Consider the following 17,527-nt stretch of genomic DNA (forward strand, 5'->3'; position numbering starts at 1 on the left):
CATCCTCCTCAAAGCCGGGAATTTCTACTCGCTGCCGTCCAGCTTTGAAACCCGTTTTTGAAGGTCTGCAAACTGTTGAGCCATTCTGGGGAGCCGGCGGACGGCCTTGTTGATCTCGAGCTGCGTCTCCATCTTGACGGCCGGAGTACCCATCAGCACGCGCCCCGCAGGCGCATTAGTGAAGATCCGCGCGGCACCGCCCGCGATCACGTCGTCTCCGATGAAGATGTTGTCGTTGACGCCCACGCCCCCGCCAAGCACGACACGGTTGCCGATCTTCACCGATCCCGCCACGCCCACCATGCCGCAGAGCAGGCAATCCTCACCGATCTGGCAATTGTGGCCGACCTGAACGAGGTTGTCGATCTTCGTGCCATTGCCGACACGCGTGGCGCGGATGGTGCCGCGATCCACGCAGGCGTTGCAGCCGACCTCCACGTCATCGCCGATTTCCACCCCGCCGACGGAGCTGATGCGCGTCCATTTCTGGGCATGGATCTCTCCGCGATGGCCGGGCGTCTCGCGTACTTCCTCCACTCCCGATTTCTCGGGCGTGACGAAGGAAAAACCGTCGCCGCCGATCACGCAACCCGGATTGCCGATGAAACGGTCGCCGATGGTGACCCGATGCGCGATCCGGACACCCGCCTGCAGCAGGGCATCATCCCCGATGGTGCTGCCTTCACCCACAAAGACCTGCGGGGCAATCCGCGCCCGCGCGCCGATACGCACCCCGCGCCCGATATATGCAAACGGGCCGATGGCCGCGTCAGCCCCGATCTCCGCCTCGGGGTGAACATAGGCAAGCGGGTGGATGCCCGGCTCGATCCCCGGGCCGGGGTCGAGATAGCCAGTGAGCCGCGACATAGCATAGCGCGGGCGCGTGACGAAAATCGCCGCGTCGAGCCCCAGCGATTCCCAATCCGCATCCGCCCAGAGGATCGCGGCCCGCGCGTGACCCTTTACCAGCCCGTCGGCGTATTTCGGGTCCATCGCGACGGCCAGCTGATCTGCCCGCGCCTCCTGCGGCTCGGCGACGCCGGAGATACGGATTTCCCCGTCGCCCTCAACCCGCGCGTCCAGCGCAGCCGCGATTTCCGTGACGGTGTGGTCCATGCGCAAGTCTCCCCGGGCGCCGGTCGCCCGGTGGGGATCTAACCCTGAACGCCCGGCAGTGCCACCCCGGCCTTTTCCAGAGCCGCGGCGATCTTTCCATCCCGCCCGTAAACATCGGCGCGATAGACGATGTGGCCCTGTTCATCCGAAAAGGCGGTCCGATAGTCGAGATGGATGGGTACGGGCTCCTTCAGGCGGATGGTCGTCTCCTTGCCGGTGGCCAGCACACGCTGAAACCGGCCCTCCGGGTCGCTCTCCTGCACGGAGAGAAGCGCATAGGCGAAGTCGAAAGGATCGGCCAGCCGGATGCAACCGTGGGAAAAGGCCCTGACATCCTTGCCGAACAAGGATTTCGAAGGCGTATCATGCAGATAGATGTTATACCTGTTGGGGAACATGAACTTCACCAATCCCAGCGCATTGTCATCTCCCGGCGCTTGCCGGATGCGGTAGGGGAAGTTCTGGGGTGTGAACTGGGTGAAGTCCACGGCGTCCCGCGGGATCACATTGCCCGCCCTGTCCACCACGTCCAGATGCGCAACAGCGTTGGGGTTCTTCTGCAACTTCGGCAGATATTCCCTGATGGAGATGGAGCGCGGCACGTTCCAGCGCGGATTGACCACCATGAATTGCATCATGTCGGAGAATTCCGGCGTTTCATGATCCGGCTCGGCCTTGCCGACCACGGAACGGGTGGAGAAGGTCACGCGGCCATTCTCAACGATCTTCACCTGAAAGTCGGCGATATTGACCCAGATATGCCGCCGCCCCCGGTCGAAGTTCGACCATCTTTCACGCTCCAACGCGGCGAGAACGGCTGAAAGCTTGCCGGTGGAATTCCGGTTGAGTTCCTGCAACGTGACCCGTCCGGCAACACCATCGGCGTTGAGGCCGCGGTCCTGCTGAAAGCGCTTCACCGCCGCCCGAAGGCTCGCGTCATAGCTCTGCCCGTCGCCCGCCGGATAACCCAGGACCGTCAACCGGTGCGCCAGCGCAACGACATCCGGCCCAGCCTGCCCGGGCTTCAGCACATCCGCGGTGATGACGGGACCGGATGGGTGGAAAAGCATCGCCTCCAGACGAGCTTTTTCCCGGAGCAGCGCGGCATATTCGGCACTGTGCGGCGGGAGCGAAGCAAGGAACCGCGCGGGTGCCTCTGCGGCGATCCCCTCCATCAGGTCCAGCACCTCGGGGCGGCGCACCTGCCGGACGATGCCGGGGTCGATCCGCGCGGGCGTCAGCACCCCGCTGTTCACATCCCGTGCATAGGACAGGAAGGCGCGGGTCATCGCGGCCTCAAGCAGACCCCGGTCACGCTCGCCCAACACTTCGTGGAACTGCCGCACCAGCCCTTCGGCATCATAGCGCCGCTCCGGCAGGCCCTGCGCCCCGGCCTCCGCCAGCGCGTCGAAGAGGGCGGCCCGCCGCGGTGCATCCTCTCCCCCCGTCCAGACCGGGGCCCAGTCCCGCCGCGCGTAGAAACCGACAAGCGTCTCATCCCCCGCCAATGCATCGGACAGGGTGCGGGCAAAGACGGTCGAGGGCACGGGCAGCAGTTCAGCCGGAGGCTCGAGCGGCGACATCGCCACCGGCGCTCCGGGCAGGACTACGGGCGTGACCATTGCCTCCTGGGCGAATGCGGGCGAGAGCGCGGCGCACAACCAAAGCGCGACCATCGCGGAGCGGCCCGACGCCCCCCTGCGAACCAGGGCGAAGCAGGTTGCGCGGTTCATGGCTGGCCCCTCGTTATACGGCTCTTGAAACCACATGCGGGGAAATCGCGGCCGCTGTCCACCGCCTGCCCCGTCCAACCCCGCACCTGTCACGGAAAAGCCATAGGCCAGACCCCGCGCGCCCTCTGGCCGACCGACGGGAGGATTCCGGCGGCATTCCGCCGATGGTTGAAAAACTCGCCCATGCTCGCGGAACTACAGCTTGGTCGATAGCACGGATGATGCCATAAAACGCTGGCTGGCAACGACCGGCGGCAGCGGCGCAAGACCGCGGTATTCAACAACGAGCGACGGGACAGGCAATGAGCGACATCGAGCCGAAAGGCATTTCGCGGCGCGGCCTTATGCGCGTCTTCGCGGCGACCACGCTGGTCGCGGCGCCTACTTACGCCAACGCCTTCGGCTTTTTGCGGGGCGCGGGCGACGTGCGGCGAATCAGCATGTATTCCGGCCGCACCGGGGAAAGCATCGACACGATCTACTGGGTCGAGGGTCAGTATGTTGCCGAAGCGCTGGCGGAAATCACGCATTTCATGCGCGACTGGCGTAACAACCAGAAGATCACCATCGACCCGCGCAACGTGGACATCATGGCCGCGTCGCATCGGCTGATGGACGTGTCAGAGCCCTACATGCTGCTCTCCGGCTACCGGTCGCCGCAGACCAACAACATGTTGCGGCGGCAGAGCAGCGGCGTGGCAAAGAACTCCCTTCATCTCAAGGGAATGGCGGCGGACCTGCGGCTCAAGTCCCGTTCCGTCTCCCAGATGGCGCGCGCGGCGAAAGCCTGTGCGGCTGGCGGCGTCGGCACCTACTCCCGCTCCAACTTCGTCCATATGGATTGCGGAACGGTACGCACCTGGGGCGCCTGACACCGATCCTGTCGACAGAACGATGCGCCGGCGGCCCCACGGGTGCGCCGGCATCGTCTTTTTCGACGCCTGTTCGGCTCACCCGTTGTTGCGCTCTGCCCCGCCCTGTTCAGCGCGGCAGTTCGTCGGCGATGAGGCGCGTGACCACCGCGGGATCTATATCGTCGGCAACGAAAGCCCGCCCGATATCGTGAGCGAGGATGAACCGCAGCCGACCATCCACCACCTTCTTGTCCTGCCCCATGAGAGTGACCAGCCGTTCGGCCCTCGGCAACTCACCCGGAATGTCGGACATCGAAGCCTTCATCCCCATCGCCTGAAGATGGGCGCGCACCCGCCCCGGCAGCTCCTGCGCGCAAAGGCCGAGCCGCGCAGACAGGTCGAAGGCCAGCGCACAGCCGATGGCCACCGCCTCTCCATGCAGCAGCCGGTCGGAATAACCGGTCGCGGCCTCGAGCGCGTGGGCGAAGGTATGCCCGAGGTTCAGCAGCGCACGGTCACCCTCCTCCGTCTCGTCACGCTCCACGATGCGGGCTTTCATCTCCACCGACCGGACGACCGCCTTTTGCCGGAGGGCGCGATCACCGGCGGCGAGACGGGTGCCCTCCACCTCCAGCCAGTCAAAGAAGATCGGATCGCCGAGAAGGCCGTATTTCACCACCTCGCCATAGCCGGCCAGAAAGTCCCGCGGAGGCAGCGTCGCCAGCGCACCGGTATCGGCAAGGACGAGGCTCGGCTGGTGGAAGGCGCCGACAAGGTTCTTGCCCTGCACCGTGTTGATCCCGGTCTTGCCGCCCACCGAGCTGTCCACCTGCGCCAGCAGCGACGTCGGGATCTGCACGAAACGCACGCCCCGGCGCAGCACGGCGGCGGCGAAGCCCGCCAGATCGCCGATGACCCCACCGCCAAGCGCGATGACGATGTCCCGCCGCTCCACCTTCGCCTCAAGCAGCCACTCCACGGCGCGGGTGAACTGCGGCCAGCCCTTGGTCGATTCGCCGGGAGGGAGTATGAGCGAGGTCATCTCGATCCCGGCTTTGGCCAAGCCCTGCCCCAGCGCCTCCAGATGCAGCGCCGCCACGTTTTCGTCCGTGATGACCGCCACGCGGGGGCGACGGAGGAGATCCCAGATCTCCTCCCCCGCGCGAGCGATGAGACCGCCTCCGATTCGCACCTCATAGGCGCGATCACCGAGATCGACGTGAACGGTTTCCATCATTTCCTCTGCAAAACGTCGGGACGGGTCGCAAGCGCTTCGATCAACCGTCCGGTCATGTCCTCGATGGAGCGGCCCTGCACGCTTTCCACCATCAGCTCCGCCTGTGCGTAATGCGGCTCGCGCGCGCGATGCATCTCACCCAAGGTGGCCCGCGGATCAGCGGTCCGCAGCAGCGGACGATGCGTCCGATGCCGCACGCGCGACCAGAGCAGATCGGCGTCCGCCTTCAGCCAGACCGACACGGCGCGCTCCGCAATCACCCGGCGATTCTCCTCCGACAGAAAGGCCCCGCCCCCTGTGGAAAGCACACCCGCCGGGCGTTCATCTATGAGACGGCCGATCACCTGCGATTCCTTCCTGCGAAAGAACGGCTCCCCGTCACGCTCGAATATCTCCGCGATGGTCCGGTCGGCCGCTTTCACGATCTCCTCGTCCGAATCGCGGAACCGGACCCCGAGCGCACGCGCCAGAGACTGGCCGACCGCCGTCTTCCCCGCGCCCATCATGCCGACGAGCACCACCGTCTTGTTGAGCCGCCAGGTCACTCCCCCGCCTTCCGCGTTCCCGTATTCCGCCTCACGAAATCTTTGCGCCTGAATGGCGTGAACTCGCGCGGAAAGCCAGTTATAATCCGCACCAACCCGGCATAAGACCGGGCGCATAGCCGGATCCGCCCCCGGATCGGCGCCGGACGAGAGCAGGAACAGAATCCCATGACCATCCTTCTGAAGACCGTCGCGGTCATCCTCATCCTCGGCTTTCTCGGCCTCGTCGGCTGGTCCTACCTGCCGGGATCGCTGACCCCGTTGCAGGCACAGGTCACACAGCCGGTGACGCTGAATGTCGATTGAGATACGGCGCCTGCCGCTCATCGCCATGCTTGCCCTGACGGCAGCGCTTCCCGCCCGGGCAGAGCAGCCGCTCTCGGCGATCGACTGGCTCTCCCAGAGCGTCTCGCGTCCGCCGGCTCCGCCCGTGACCGATCAGCCCCGGCCCGCGGCTCCGGTGGAGATCGGCGTCGCGCCGCTGCCGGGCACCAATGCCGACGCCGCCGGTCTGGTCGATGCGGATCGGGCGGAACTGCCGCGGGATTTCTGGGGGATCACACCCTCCGCCGAACTCGCGCGGTTGATCGCGGCCCAGCCGGTCGATGCGCTGCCGGCCGCGAATGAGACGTTGTTCCGCATCCTTCTGGCCGAGCTGAACCCGCCGGTCGATTCCGATGGCAACGCGGCGCTGTTCCTTGCCCGGATCGACAAGCTGATGGACCTTGGCGCGACGGAGCAGGCGCTGGCCTTGCTCGACCGCGAAGGCGCCGATACGCCGCAGAGCTTCCGCCGCTGGTTCTACCTTTCGTTGCTGGCAGGACAGGAGGACCGTACCTGCCCGGAGATGCTGAGCCACCCTTCGCTCGCGCCGGGGCTGGCCGCGCGTGTCTTCTGCCTCGGTCGCGGGGAGGACTGGGCCGCAGCGATGACCACGTTGCAGGCGGGCCTCGCGCTGGGGGAGATCGACGCCTATGACGGAGAGCTGCTGACCCGTTTCCTCGAGCCGGAAATGGCGGAGGAAAGCGCCCCGCTCGCGCCGCCCTCCCGCCCGACGCCGCTGCAATGGCGGCTGTTCGAGGCGGTGGGCGAGGCCATCCCCTCCGGCTCGCTGCCGCTGGCCTTCGCCACCGCCGATCTGCGCAACAACACCGGATGGAAGGCGCGTATCGAGGCCGGCGAGCGTCTCGCCCGGACGGGTGCGCTCGACCCGAACGCCCTCCATGGCCTTTACACGGAGCAGCGCGCCGCGGCCTCCGGCGGGGTCTGGGACCGGGTGCGGATCGTGCAGCAGCTCGACACCGCCCTCACGGAAGCCGAGGCAGGCGATACCGGCCCGCTCTCGCTCATTCTTCCGCAGGGGTGGGATCTGCTTGCGCAGAGCGAGCTGGAGGTGCCGCTGTCCGCCATGTTCGGCGACCGCGTGGTTGCCCTGACACTGGAGGGCGAGGCTGCGGCGACGGCTTACCGCATGGGCCTGCTCACCGATGCCTATGCCAAGAACGCCCGGGTCCGCGCGCCGGACGGCGCAATGGAGGCTTTCCTGAAAGGCGTGGCCGCGGGCAGCCTGCGTGGTGTCGTCCCGCCGGACCGTATGGCGGGCGCGGTCCGCGACGGGCTGCGCGCCGACGCGGTTCCCGCCGACCTGAAGGGGATGCTCGATTGGCAAAGGCGCGGCGAGGCGGTGCTGAATGCCCTCCTGCGGGTCCGCGCGGGGGCGAGCGGCGATCTTCGGGCGGTAACGGAAGGGTTGGCCACGCTCCGCGCCGTGGGGTTGGAGGACGACGCGCGGCGGATCGGGCTGCAGCTCATTCTGCTGGATCGCCGGGGATGAACGGCAAGCCCGGCCGACTCACCTTGATGGAGCGCTGGATCTCCGCCTTTCTGGAGGCCGAGGCGGCAGAGCGCGACGCGGCCCGGAACACGCGTCTCGCCTACGGACGGGATCTGAAGGATTTTGCGGGCTGGCTCGCGCGGCGAGAGCTGGACTTTCTGACCGCGGGCCGCACCGATGTGGAGGACTATCTCGTCTTCTGCGAGGCGCAGGGCTTGTCCCGCGCCACCCGCGCGCGGCGGCTGGCCGCGATCCGTCAGCTTTACCGTTTCGCCGTCGATGACGGTCTGCGCGAGGATCACCCTGCCATCCGCATCACAGGCCCCGGCCGGGATCAGCGTCTGCCCGGCACCCTCAGCGTGGCTGAGGTGGAGCGGCTGCTCGACGCCGCACGCGGTTTCGGCAAGACGGAGGGGGAGCGGCTCCGCAACGCCTGCCTCATGGAAGTGCTCTATGCGACGGGGATGCGCGTCTCGGAGCTGGTGAGTCTGCCCGTTTCCGGTGCCCGTGGCGATCCGCGGATGCTGCTGGTCCGCGGCAAGGGCGGGCGGGAGCGGATGGTGCCGCTCTCCACCCCCGCACGGGAGGCGCTGATCACCTGGCTCGCCCACCGCGACGCAGGGGAGGAAAGCGAGAGGCTGGCGGGCCGTGCGCCCTCCCGCTACCTGTTCCCCTCCTTCGGGCGCGAAGGACACCTGACACGGATCCATTTCCACACGCTCATCAAGCGGTTCGCCGTGGCGGCGGGCGTCGATCCCGCTCAGGTCACGCCTCACACGCTTCGCCACGCCTTCGCCACCCATCTGCTGGAGCGCGGGGCTGACCTGCGGGTGATCCAGACCCTGCTCGGCCATGCCGACCTCGCCACCACGGAGATCTATACGCATGTGGTGGAGGAGCGGCTGAAGGAACTGGTCCTGACCCGCCATCCGCTCGCCCGGACAGCCGGGGATCCCCCCCCGGCCGAAGCGGACGACGACTGACAGGACAATGCGCGCCAAGAGAAGGCGGCCCACGAACGGCGCGCGATCAGGCTGCAAACCGGACCGCGTTGCCGGGATCATCGGGCCGGTCTGCCGGTATCGATCAGATCACCATCCCGATCAGATCACCGCCTCGATCAGGAACGGACCTTCGCGCGACAGGGCGGCGCGGAGCGCGGCACTGAAGGCTTTCGGCGTCTCCACCCGTGCGCCCTCCAAACCCAAGCCCGCCGCCAGCGTCACCCAGTCGATATCGGGATTGCCCAGATCGAGCATCCGCGTGGCATTCACGCCCGGCGCGCCGGCGCCGACATTCGCAAGTTCCCCCCGCAGAATGGCATATTCGCGATTGGCATAGATGATGTTGACGATGTTCAGCCGCTCCCGCGCCTGCGTCCACAAGGCCTGAACGGTGTACATGCCGCTGCCATCCGCCTGCATGGCGATCACCTTCCGCCCCGGCGCACCGATGGCGGCCCCGGTCGCCATCGGAAGACCCTCGCCGATGGCACCGCCGGTCAGCGCAAGCAGGTCATGCGGCGCGGCGGAGGCCGTCAGCGGAGCGATCTCCGCCCCGGAGGTGATCGCCTCGTTGATGATGACGGCGCCTTCGGGCAGCAGCGCGCCGACCGCCTGTGCAATCGCGCGCGGGGTCAGCGCACCGTCATCCTCCGGCAGAGCAGGCGGAGAGAACGGAGAGAGCTTCGCCCGCGCGGACGCCGGGAGCGAGAGGGCGCTCGCAACGCCCTCCAGCGCCTCCAGCATGTCCTGACCGGGTTCGGCGAGGGTGAGCACCTCGCAGCCCGGCGGCACGAGGCTCCCCGGCTTGCCAGGATAGGCGAAGAAGGCGACCGGCGCACGTGCGCCGACGAGGATCATCACCTCCACCCCTTCTACTGCCTTCAGAGCGAGATCGACCGGATAGGGCCTGCATGGGATATCCACCCGCCCCGCCCCGCGCGCGATGCGGCGGTTCGACTGTTCGGCCATCAGCCGCGCACCCGTCGCCTCGGCGATACGTCCGGCGGCCTCCAGCGGATCGGCCAGCAGCGCGCTGTCACCAAGGAGCAAAAGCACCTTCTTGCCGCTGCGAAGGGCACGGCCAGCGGCTTCTACCGCGGCGGAGGGAACGCGCGGGCGGCGCGGCGCGGCAGGTGTCACAAGGGCCGCGTCAGACGGCCCCCAGGCCACGTCCGCCGGCAGGATCAGCGTGGCGATACCGCCCGGCTCTCCCCGCGCGGCAACGATCGCATCGGCTGTATCGCGGGAAACGGTGCCGTGGCTGACCCGGCGCACCCAGTTCGACATGGGCCGCGCGAGGCTGTCGATATCGCTGGTGAGCGGCGCATCAAGGGCGAGGTGATAGCCCGCGTGATCCCCCACGACGTTGATCATCGGCGTGCGCGCCCGACGCGCGTTGTGCAGGTTGGCCAGCCCGTTCGCGAGCCCCGGCCCGGTATGAAGCAATGTCGCGGCCGGTTTGCCGGCCATACGGGCATATCCGTCCGCGGCGCCCGTCACCACGCCTTCGAACAGGCCGAGCACGCAGCGCATCGCCGGTTTGCGGTCAAGCGCGGCCACGAAATGCATTTCCGATGTGCCGGGGTTGGCAAAGCAGGTATCGACCCCGGCCGCCAGAAGCGTGTCGCAGAGACTGTCCGCCCCCGTGCTGCCTGGTTTACCCTCTGCCGAAAGGCGCTGCGCGGCATCCTTCATCTCTGGCCTGTCCATTCCCTGCTCCTTCTCCCCTTGTCGCCGCCAAACCTGACAGCGAGTCGGCGGCATCCTAGACTGGGGAGGGTGAAAGATCCCATAGCGGAGCGTGCGCTGTCACAGCTTTATCCGGGCGGGGCCGGATACTTGCCTTTGGTAGCCGACGGGAGGATAAGCTCTGCCCTTTCCAGACAGGTCCGCACCGATGTCCTCCCGCCCTGCCCGCGCGCTCACCACCCTGGCCGATCTTAGCCGCGAAGGGCTGATCCCCGAAGCTTTGGAGGCGCCCCTGGCTCCGGTGGCGGAGGCGTTCCGCATCCGTCTTACCCCCGCCGTGCAACAATCGCTGGGCGAGACGGCGGCGCCAGGGGTGGCGCTGCAGTATGTGCCCACGACGGCAGAGCTGACCATCCGGCCGGAGGAACTGGCCGACCCCATAGGCGATGCGGCCCACAGCCCGGTAAAGGGGCTCACGCACCGCTACCCCGACCGGGTCATCCTCCACATCACCCAGACCTGCGAGGTCTATTGCCGTTTCTGCTTCCGACGGGAGGCGGTGGGCGGCGCCGGCACCTTGACCGAGGCGGAGGTGGAGGCGGCGCTGGCCTATGTGGCCCAGCATCCGGCGATCTGGGAAGTGATCCTGACGGGGGGCGACCCGATGGTCCTGTCCGCCCGGCGCATCGGGCAGATCCTCTCCCGCATCGCCGCTATCCCGCATGTGGAGATCATCCGCTTCCACACCCGCGTTCCCGTGGTGGCACCGGAACGGATCGACGACGCCCTGCTCGGCGCGTTGAAGATCCGGCCTCAGGTCATGGTCGTCCTGCATACCAACCACCCGGCCGAGATGACCGCGGAGGCGGCGGGTGCGCTCTCCCGCCTTGCGGGCGCGGGGATCGTCCTGCGGTCGCAGAGCGTCCTGCTCCGCGGCGTGAACGACGATGCCGACACGCTGGAGGCCCTGTTCCGCGGGCTGGTCCGCAACCGGGTGCAGCCCTACTACCTCCACCATTGCGACCTTGCACGCGGCACGGGGCACTTCCGCACGACCATAGGCGAGGGGCAGAAGCTGATGGCGGAGCTGCGCGGGCGGCTCTCCGGTCACTGTCTGCCGACCTACGTGCTCGACATTCCCGGCGGCTACGGCAAGGTGCCGATCGGACCGGGCTATGTCGCGGAAGGCGCGGAACCGGGACGCCATGTCGTGACGGACCCGAAGGGCGGGCGGCACGACTATCGCGATCCGCCCCGGCTGGCGGAGCCGGCCGCAGTAGAAGGCCCGAAGCCTCACCTGTCGGGTGGCGGCCTCTGAAAGGGGTCAGGGTTCGCGGCGGCGGCCGGTCTCGCTGTCGAAGAAATGCGCCTCGCCCGGCGCGGCGGCAATACGGAGCCTGTCCCCTTCCGCCACGCGCGTATGCCCGGGAAGCCGCACGACGAAGCCCGGCACCTCCGGCCCCGCACCCGGCAGGCGCGCGTGGACATAGGCATCCGCCCCCAGCGTCTCCACGGCAAAGGCGGTGACATCGAGACCGGGCGCATCCTCCCCCACCAGCCGCACATGTTCCGGCCGGAGACCGAAGGTCAGCGGACCGGCAGGCACGGTGTCGGCCAGCGGCAGAAGGCCACCGCCGGGAAGCTGCACGCCGCCCGCGGCAGCCGTCCCGGGCAGGAGGTTCATCGCGGGCGAGCCGATGAAACCCGCGACGAAAGCCGTGGCGGGCCTGTCATAGATCGCCATGGGGGTGTCGATCTGCTCCGCCACACCGGCATTCATCACGATCAGCCGGTCGGCCAGCGTCATCGCCTCCACCTGATCGTGGGTGACGTACAGCGTGGTCGTGTTGACGGTGCGCTGCAACTCCTTGATCTGCAGGCGCATCTGAACGCGCAGCTTTGCATCGAGGTTGGAAAGCGGCTCATCCAGCAGGAAGGCCGCCGGATCGCGCACCAGCGCCCGCCCCATCGCGACACGCTGCCGTTGACCGCCCGACAACTGGCGCGGCTTGCGGTCAAGATACGGCTCCAGTTCCAGCATCTTCGCGGCACGGCTCACACGCTCCGCGATCTCCGCCTTCGACAGCCCAGCGATCTTCAGCCCATAGGCCATGTTGTCCCGCACGCTCATATGCGGATAGAGCGCGTAGTTCTGGAACACCATGGCGATGTCCCGCTCCCGCGGTTCCAGATCGTTGACGACACGGCCGTCGATGGAAACGGTGCCGCCCGTGATCCTCTCCAGACCAGCGACCATGCGCAGCAGCGTGGACTTGCCGCAGCCGGAAGGGCCGACGATCACGATGAACTCGCCATCCCCGATGTCGATTGAGACACCATGGATGACCTCCTGCGGCCCGTAGGATTTGCGCAGGTCGGATAGGGTGATGCGGGCCATTATTTCTCCGTCTCGACGAGGCCCTTCACGAACCACCGCTGCATCAGCACGACCACGAGGATCGGCGGCAGCATGGCCAGGACCGCGGTCACCATCACAAGGTGCCAGGGGGTATCCGCATCGGCGAAGGAGATCATCTTCCTCAGCGCGATGACGATGGTGTTCATATCGTTGGAATTCGTCACCAGCAGCGGCCAGAGATACTGGGTCCAGCCGTAGATGAACAGGATGACGAACAACGCGGCGATATTGGTATAGGAAAGCGGCAGCAGGATATCCTTGAAGAAGCGCCACGGCCCGGCGCCATCCACCCGAGCGGCCTCCAGCAATTCGTTCGGGATGGTCATGAAGAATTGCCGGAACAGCAGCGTCGCCGTGGCGGAAGCGATGAGCGGCAGGATCAGCCCGGCATAGGTGTCAATCAGGTTGAGGTCCACCATCACCTTGTAGGTAGGCAGGATCCGCACCTCCACCGGAAGCATCAAGGTAATGAAAATCACCCAGAAGCACACCATGCGCAGCGGGAAGCGGAAGAACACGATGGCATAGGCGGAGGCGAGCGAGATCACGATCTTGCCAATCGCGATACCCAGAGCCACCACGGTGGTGTTGAACAGCAGCCACCCCACGCTGACCCCACCGATGCGCGAAACCCCGCCCGACAGCGCGTCACGGTAGTTCTCCACCGCTTCCGGCCCCGGAACAAGAGGCAGCGGCGGGCGAAGGATCGTCATTAGAGAATGCGTGGAGGCGACCCAGACGTAATAGATCGGGAACGCCACGACCGCGACGGCCAGGATCATCCACAGATGCGCCCAGGCGCGGGATCGGGGGGTGGAGCCTACCGGTTCCTCAACCATAGTGAACCCTCCGTTCGATGTAGCGGAACTGGAAGGCGGTCAGCGCGATGACGATCACCATGAGGATCACCGATTGCGCAGCCGAAGAGCCGAGCTGAAGGTTGACGAAGCCGTCGTTGTAAACCTTGTAAACCAGCGTCTCCGTCGCCTTGCCTGGCCCGCCGCCCGTTACGGCATGGATGATGCCGAAGGTATCGAACAGCGCATAGACGGTGTTGACCACCAGCAGAAAGAAGGTCGTGGGCGCCAGAAGCGGAAAGACGATCGTCCAGAACCGCCGTATGGGACGCGCGCCGTCGATGGCTGCGGCCTCCAGCAGCGAGCGGGGAATCGCCTGGAGCCCTGCCACGAAGAACAGGAAATTGTAGCTGACCTGCTTCCAGCTCGCCGCCGCGACGACAAGCGTCATCGCCTGTCCGCCGTTCAGCAGCGGATCCCAGTGCAGGCCCATCTGCCGGAGCGGCCAGGCGAGCGTGCCGAAGGAGGGGTTGAACATGAAAAGCCACAGCATCCCGGCAATTGCCGGGGCGACCGCATAGGGCCAGATCATCATGGTGCGATAGAAGCCCCGGCCCCGCACGACCTTCTCCGCCTGCACGGCAAGGAGCAGCGCGATGCCCATCGACAGGAATGCCGTTGCCACGGAAAACACCGCGGTCACCTTCAGGCTGTTCAGGTAGGCGGGATCGGACAGCACCCTGCGGAAGTTCGCAAAGCCCACGAAGGTGGTTTTCAGCCCGAAGGGATCCTCGCGCAGCATGGACTGCCAGAGCGCCTGTCCGGCCGGCCAGTAGAAGAAGATCGCGGTTATGACGAGTTGCGGAAGGACCAGCAAGAGGGGCAGCAGCCGGTGGGGAAAGACGACCCTGTTCATTCAGGACTCCGGTAAGGTCCGCCCGCCGCCGGACGGACCCGCTTCATTTACGCGCTCAGTTGCCCAGCGCCTGACGGATCGCGGCATTGCCCCGCTCGACGGCATTATCGAGCGCCTGTTGCGCCGTCTGCTGACCGGCGAGCATCTTCTCGAACTCCTCGTTCTCGATGTCGCGCACCTGCGGCAGGTTGACCAGACGAACGCCCTTGGAATTCTCCGTCGGAGCCTTGCCCATCATCTGCAGGATCGGCGTCTCCCGGCCGGGATTCTTGTCATAGAAGCCGCTGGCCTTCGTCGCCTCATAGGCTTTCAGCGTCACCGGCAGGTAGCCCGAAGTCTGATGCAGGTATTCCTGCACCTCCGTCTGCGACAGGTACTGGAAGAAGGCCGCGACGCCCTTGTAGATTTCATCAGACTTGCCGCCCATCACCCACAGGCTCGCCCCGCCGGGTGTCGTGTTCTGCGGTGCTCCGGGGGCGTCGCTGTCATAGGGCAGCTGACCGATGCCGTAGTTCATGCCCGATTTGACGATATCTCCGAGCCCGCCCGAAGATTCGGTCAGGATCCCGCATTCGCCGGACAGGAAGATCTGCTTGGCCTCCGATGTCCGCCCACCGTAGCGGAACGCCCCTTCCTTGGCGAGATCGGCGATCGCCTGGAAGTGGTTCACGTAGATCGGCGCGTTGATCTTGAGTTCCACGTCCGAACCGGCAAGCCCGTTTTCATTGGTGCCGAAGGAGACGTTGTTCCAGGCCGCAAAATTCTCGGTATGAATCCAGGTGAGCCAGGTGGAGGTATAACCACAGGGCGCGGCCCCGGAAGCCTTGATCTTGCGCGCAGCGTCCCAGACTTCGTTCCATGTCTTCGGCGGCGCGTTCGGATCCAGCCCGGCTTTCTCAAACACGTCCTTGTTGTAGTAGAGGATGGGTGAGGAGGAGTTGTAGGGGAAGGACAGCATCGTCCCGTCGGGCTTGGAATAATAGGCCACGATCCCCGGCAGGTATTGCGATTTGTCGAATGCCGCGCCCGCATCCGTCAGAACATCCGCCACCGGCTTGATCGCGCCTTCTGCGGCCATCATGACGCCCGTTCCGACGTCGAACACCTGAATGATGTCAGGGGACTGACCAGCCCGGAAGGCGGCAATGCCGGCGTTCAGCGTCTCGGGATAGGTGCCCTTGAATACCGGCTGGAGTTCGTAATCGGACTGTGAGGCATTGAAATCGCTGGCGATCTTGTTGACCACTTCCGAGTTCGCGCCCGTCATCGCATGCCACCAGCTGATCTGGGTCTTGGCCTCGACGCTCAACGGGACGAGGGCGATCGTCGCTGCGAGAATTGCCTTCAGTGTCATTCGGAGGACCTCCTGGGATTCGGTACACGCGGGCTTACGGAAAAGACATGGCAGGTTTGTGAAAACCCGTCCGGCAAGCGGCATCTGTCAGGAGGGGATGGTTCGATGACACCAGAAAGCGCCACGGCTCTGCTATGCCGGGCGTATCCATCAGTCATCTGCGCGAGGGGGACACCCGCAAGGGAGTGAACCCCGGCACCGGAGGGGGCCATTGGCCCACACCTCAAACGGTGCCGGGGAAGCAGACCGGCCACGGCGACCTCCCCAACCGCGCGTAGCCGGCGAACAACGCCCCGAACCATCCCTCCCCTGGCTGGTGCGTGGAACGTTTGTTCTGCAGTAAACATGACAATTCGTTCCAAACCTGTCAATAGAGAAAGCGGCGGAGCGTATATATGCCCGATATTTGTGCATATATGGACTACAATGCATTAAAAATCGGGAAATCGGCGCTGGTGAGGCACCCTGAAATGGAATATATATTCCAAAATCCATCCTGATACCGCTCACATTTAAAGTTCATGCCCAAGAAGACAGATACCCAGCCCGCCTCAGCCTTTGCTCCCCCCGGCGATATCGACACGCTCCGGGAACATCTTCGCGCGAGAGAATCACGCCTCCCTCGTCGTCTCGGAGAGGTGGCAGCCTTTGCCCTTACAAAGCCGGAGGAAATGGCGCTGGGCACGACGGCAGAGATCGCGCGGGCGGCGGGGGTGCAGCCCTCCACTCTGGTGCGATTTGCCCAGACACTTGGTTATGAGGGGTTCAGCGACATGCAGGCCGTCTTCCGCCGCCCCTATCTGCAGAAGCCGCAGGCGCCCGTCGCCACGGGTACGCTGGGCGGTTTCCTCGATGCGGCGGCCCGCTCTGTGGAATCGGCCCGCCAGTCCATCACCGAGGAGCGGTTCGAGACGGCGGTGGACCTGCTGGCCCGGGCGGAGACCATCTTTCTGATCGCCCGCCGCCGCGCCTTCCCCATCGCCAGCAGCATGGCCTACACCTTCGGCCGGATGAAAATCCGCTCGCAGCTCATCGGGACCGCACAGGGGATCGAGGATGAGATGCTGGACCTTGCACGGCCCGGAGACGCGGCGCTGGTGGTGAGCTTCTGGCCCTATTCGCGCGATGCGGTACACCAGACGCGCAGCCTCCGGGAACGCGGTCTGCCCATCATTGCGCTGACGGACGGGCCGGACAGCCCCGTTGCCGCGCTCGCCCGTGTATCCCTCATGCTGACGGAAGCGGAGCATGAGGGGTTGCGGCTGCTCTCAGGCAGCATAGCCGTCGCAACGGCGATAACGGCGGCGGTGGCCGAACGGCGGGGGATCAGCGAGTAAGGTTTGCCTCTCCCTGACCGGAGCGCTCCCAGGCATGGCCACCTGCCGCTGAGCAGGACGCGGGTTTCGCCTGCAGCCACGGTCGAAGGCCGGCCAACCAACACTGTCAGAACCCCTGCCCGCCGATCCGCTCTGCCGAAGCAGGACAACCCGTCTTGTCAGACCGGCGACAGGCCCGCGCGAAAGCGGCGCATGTTTGCCTGATAGCTTTCCGCGCTCCTGTCCAGCCGGGCGCGGGCTTCCTCGTCCAACGGGCGGATGATGCGCCCAGGAGCCCCCATCACAAGACTGCCGTCCGGGATCTCCTTGCCCTCCGGGATGAGGGCACCTGCGCCGATAAGGCAGTGCCGCCCGATGCGCGCCCCGTTCAGGATTGTCGCACCCATGCCGATGAGCGTGGAATCGCCAATGGTGCAGCCGTGCAGCATGGCCTTGTGACCGATGGTGCAGTTTCGCCCGATGCTCAGTGGAAAGCCGATGTCGGTATGGCAAACCACGTTCTCCTGCACATTGGAGCCTTCGCCCACCGTGATGCGCTCGTTGTCGCCCCGCAGGACAGCACCGAACCAGACGGAGCCCCCGTCCTCGATCAGCACATCGCCGATGAGCACCGCCGTCGGCGCGATCCAGTAGTCTCCGCTTGGCGGCACCTGCGGCGCCACGCCATCCAGCGCATAGATCATGTCCCTCTC

Annotated in this window: 16 protein-coding genes; 6 read left to right on the top strand and 10 right to left on the bottom strand. The window is 66.0% G+C overall.

What is annotated here, in order from left to right:
• Window positions 1-24 precede the first annotated feature (24 nt).
• A complete protein-coding gene (gene lpxD / locus RT513_RS00970; protein WP_088213881.1) occupies window positions 25-1,116 on the bottom strand; it encodes a UDP-3-O-(3-hydroxymyristoyl)glucosamine N-acyltransferase in 1,092 nt (363 codons plus the stop codon).
• Window positions 1,117-1,154: 38 nt separating this feature from the next.
• Window positions 1,155-2,849, bottom strand: coding sequence for a murein L,D-transpeptidase (locus RT513_RS00975; RefSeq protein WP_290689556.1), 1,695 nt, complete (start codon window positions 2,847-2,849; stop codon window positions 1,155-1,157).
• A gap of 302 nt (window positions 2,850-3,151) precedes the next feature.
• Here RT513_RS00975 and RT513_RS00980 point away from each other — a divergent pair, with 302 nt between their 5' ends.
• The gene (locus RT513_RS00980; protein ID WP_290689557.1) at window positions 3,152-3,721 is read left to right on the top strand and encodes a YcbK family protein; all 570 of its coding nucleotides are present in this window, start codon (window positions 3,152-3,154) and stop codon (window positions 3,719-3,721) included.
• 109 nt (window positions 3,722-3,830) lie between these two features.
• Here the strand turns inward: RT513_RS00980 and aroB are convergent, their stop codons facing one another.
• Window positions 3,831-4,940 carry a 3-dehydroquinate synthase gene (gene aroB / locus RT513_RS00985; RefSeq protein WP_290689559.1) on the bottom strand — a complete coding sequence of 370 codons (1,110 nt, stop codon included), beginning with the start codon at window positions 4,938-4,940 and terminating at the stop codon, window positions 3,831-3,833.
• Window positions 4,937-5,485 (bottom strand): shikimate kinase, encoded by a 549-nt coding sequence (locus RT513_RS00990; protein WP_290689560.1) that lies wholly within the window; start codon window positions 5,483-5,485, stop codon window positions 4,937-4,939. The genes aroB and RT513_RS00990 overlap by 4 nt, the downstream gene beginning before the upstream one ends.
• A gap of 168 nt (window positions 5,486-5,653) precedes the next feature.
• On the opposite strand from RT513_RS00990, the gene RT513_RS00995 reads away from it, so the two are divergent.
• The 3 genes from RT513_RS00995 to RT513_RS01005 are packed head-to-tail and all read left to right on the top strand — an operon-like array spanning window position 5,654 to window position 8,302.
• Window positions 5,654-5,791: a hypothetical protein gene (locus tag RT513_RS00995; RefSeq protein WP_179209093.1), complete on the top strand. Its 138-nt coding sequence runs from the start codon at window positions 5,654-5,656 to the stop codon at window positions 5,789-5,791.
• Window positions 5,781-7,319, top strand: coding sequence for a hypothetical protein (locus RT513_RS01000; protein WP_290689562.1), 1,539 nt, complete (start codon window positions 5,781-5,783; stop codon window positions 7,317-7,319). The genes RT513_RS00995 and RT513_RS01000 overlap by 11 nt, the downstream gene beginning before the upstream one ends.
• A gap of 26 nt (window positions 7,320-7,345) precedes the next feature.
• Entirely contained in the window at window positions 7,346-8,302 is a 957-nt protein-coding gene (locus RT513_RS01005) for a tyrosine recombinase (protein WP_088213941.1), read from the top strand.
• A 120-nt stretch (window positions 8,303-8,422) separates the two neighbouring features.
• On the opposite strand, the gene RT513_RS01010 is transcribed toward RT513_RS01005, so the two are convergent.
• The gene (locus tag RT513_RS01010) at window positions 8,423-10,018 is read right to left on the bottom strand and encodes an acetolactate synthase large subunit (protein WP_409518390.1); all 1,596 of its coding nucleotides are present in this window, start codon (window positions 10,016-10,018) and stop codon (window positions 8,423-8,425) included.
• Between the two features lie 202 nt (window positions 10,019-10,220).
• On the opposite strand from RT513_RS01010, the gene RT513_RS01015 reads away from it, so the two are divergent.
• A complete protein-coding gene (locus RT513_RS01015; protein WP_290689566.1) occupies window positions 10,221-11,330 on the top strand; it encodes a lysine-2,3-aminomutase-like protein in 1,110 nt (369 codons plus the stop codon).
• A 6-nt stretch (window positions 11,331-11,336) separates the two neighbouring features.
• Here the strand turns inward: RT513_RS01015 and RT513_RS01020 are convergent, their stop codons facing one another.
• The 4 genes from RT513_RS01020 to ugpB are packed head-to-tail and all read right to left on the bottom strand — an operon-like array spanning window position 11,337 to window position 15,498.
• Window positions 11,337-12,410 (bottom strand): sn-glycerol-3-phosphate import ATP-binding protein UgpC, encoded by a 1,074-nt coding sequence (locus RT513_RS01020; RefSeq protein ID WP_290689567.1) that lies wholly within the window; start codon window positions 12,408-12,410, stop codon window positions 11,337-11,339.
• A complete protein-coding gene (gene ugpE, locus RT513_RS01025) occupies window positions 12,410-13,270 on the bottom strand; it encodes a sn-glycerol-3-phosphate ABC transporter permease UgpE (protein WP_088213888.1) in 861 nt (286 codons plus the stop codon). The genes RT513_RS01020 and ugpE overlap by 1 nt, the downstream gene beginning before the upstream one ends.
• Window positions 13,263-14,144 (bottom strand): sn-glycerol-3-phosphate ABC transporter permease UgpA, encoded by an 882-nt coding sequence (ugpA, locus tag RT513_RS01030; RefSeq protein ID WP_088213889.1) that lies wholly within the window; start codon window positions 14,142-14,144, stop codon window positions 13,263-13,265. The genes ugpE and ugpA overlap by 8 nt, the downstream gene beginning before the upstream one ends.
• Before the next feature lie 55 nt (window positions 14,145-14,199).
• A complete protein-coding gene (gene ugpB / locus RT513_RS01035; RefSeq protein ID WP_088213890.1) occupies window positions 14,200-15,498 on the bottom strand; it encodes a sn-glycerol-3-phosphate ABC transporter substrate-binding protein UgpB in 1,299 nt (432 codons plus the stop codon).
• 521 nt (window positions 15,499-16,019) lie between these two features.
• Between ugpB and RT513_RS01040 the strand changes: the two genes are divergently transcribed.
• Window positions 16,020-16,835: a MurR/RpiR family transcriptional regulator gene (locus tag RT513_RS01040; protein WP_088213891.1), complete on the top strand. Its 816-nt coding sequence runs from the start codon at window positions 16,020-16,022 to the stop codon at window positions 16,833-16,835.
• Between the two features lie 158 nt (window positions 16,836-16,993).
• Here RT513_RS01040 and RT513_RS01045 read toward each other — a convergent pair whose 3' ends face one another.
• On the bottom strand, window positions 16,994-17,518 hold the full coding sequence (locus RT513_RS01045) for a gamma carbonic anhydrase family protein (protein WP_088213892.1): 525 nt from the start codon (window positions 17,516-17,518) through the stop codon (window positions 16,994-16,996).
• Window positions 17,519-17,527 lie beyond the last annotated feature (9 nt).

It is taken from the genome of Haematobacter sp. (assembly GCF_032102465.1).
GTDB lineage: Bacteria > Pseudomonadota > Alphaproteobacteria > Rhodobacterales > Rhodobacteraceae > Haematobacter.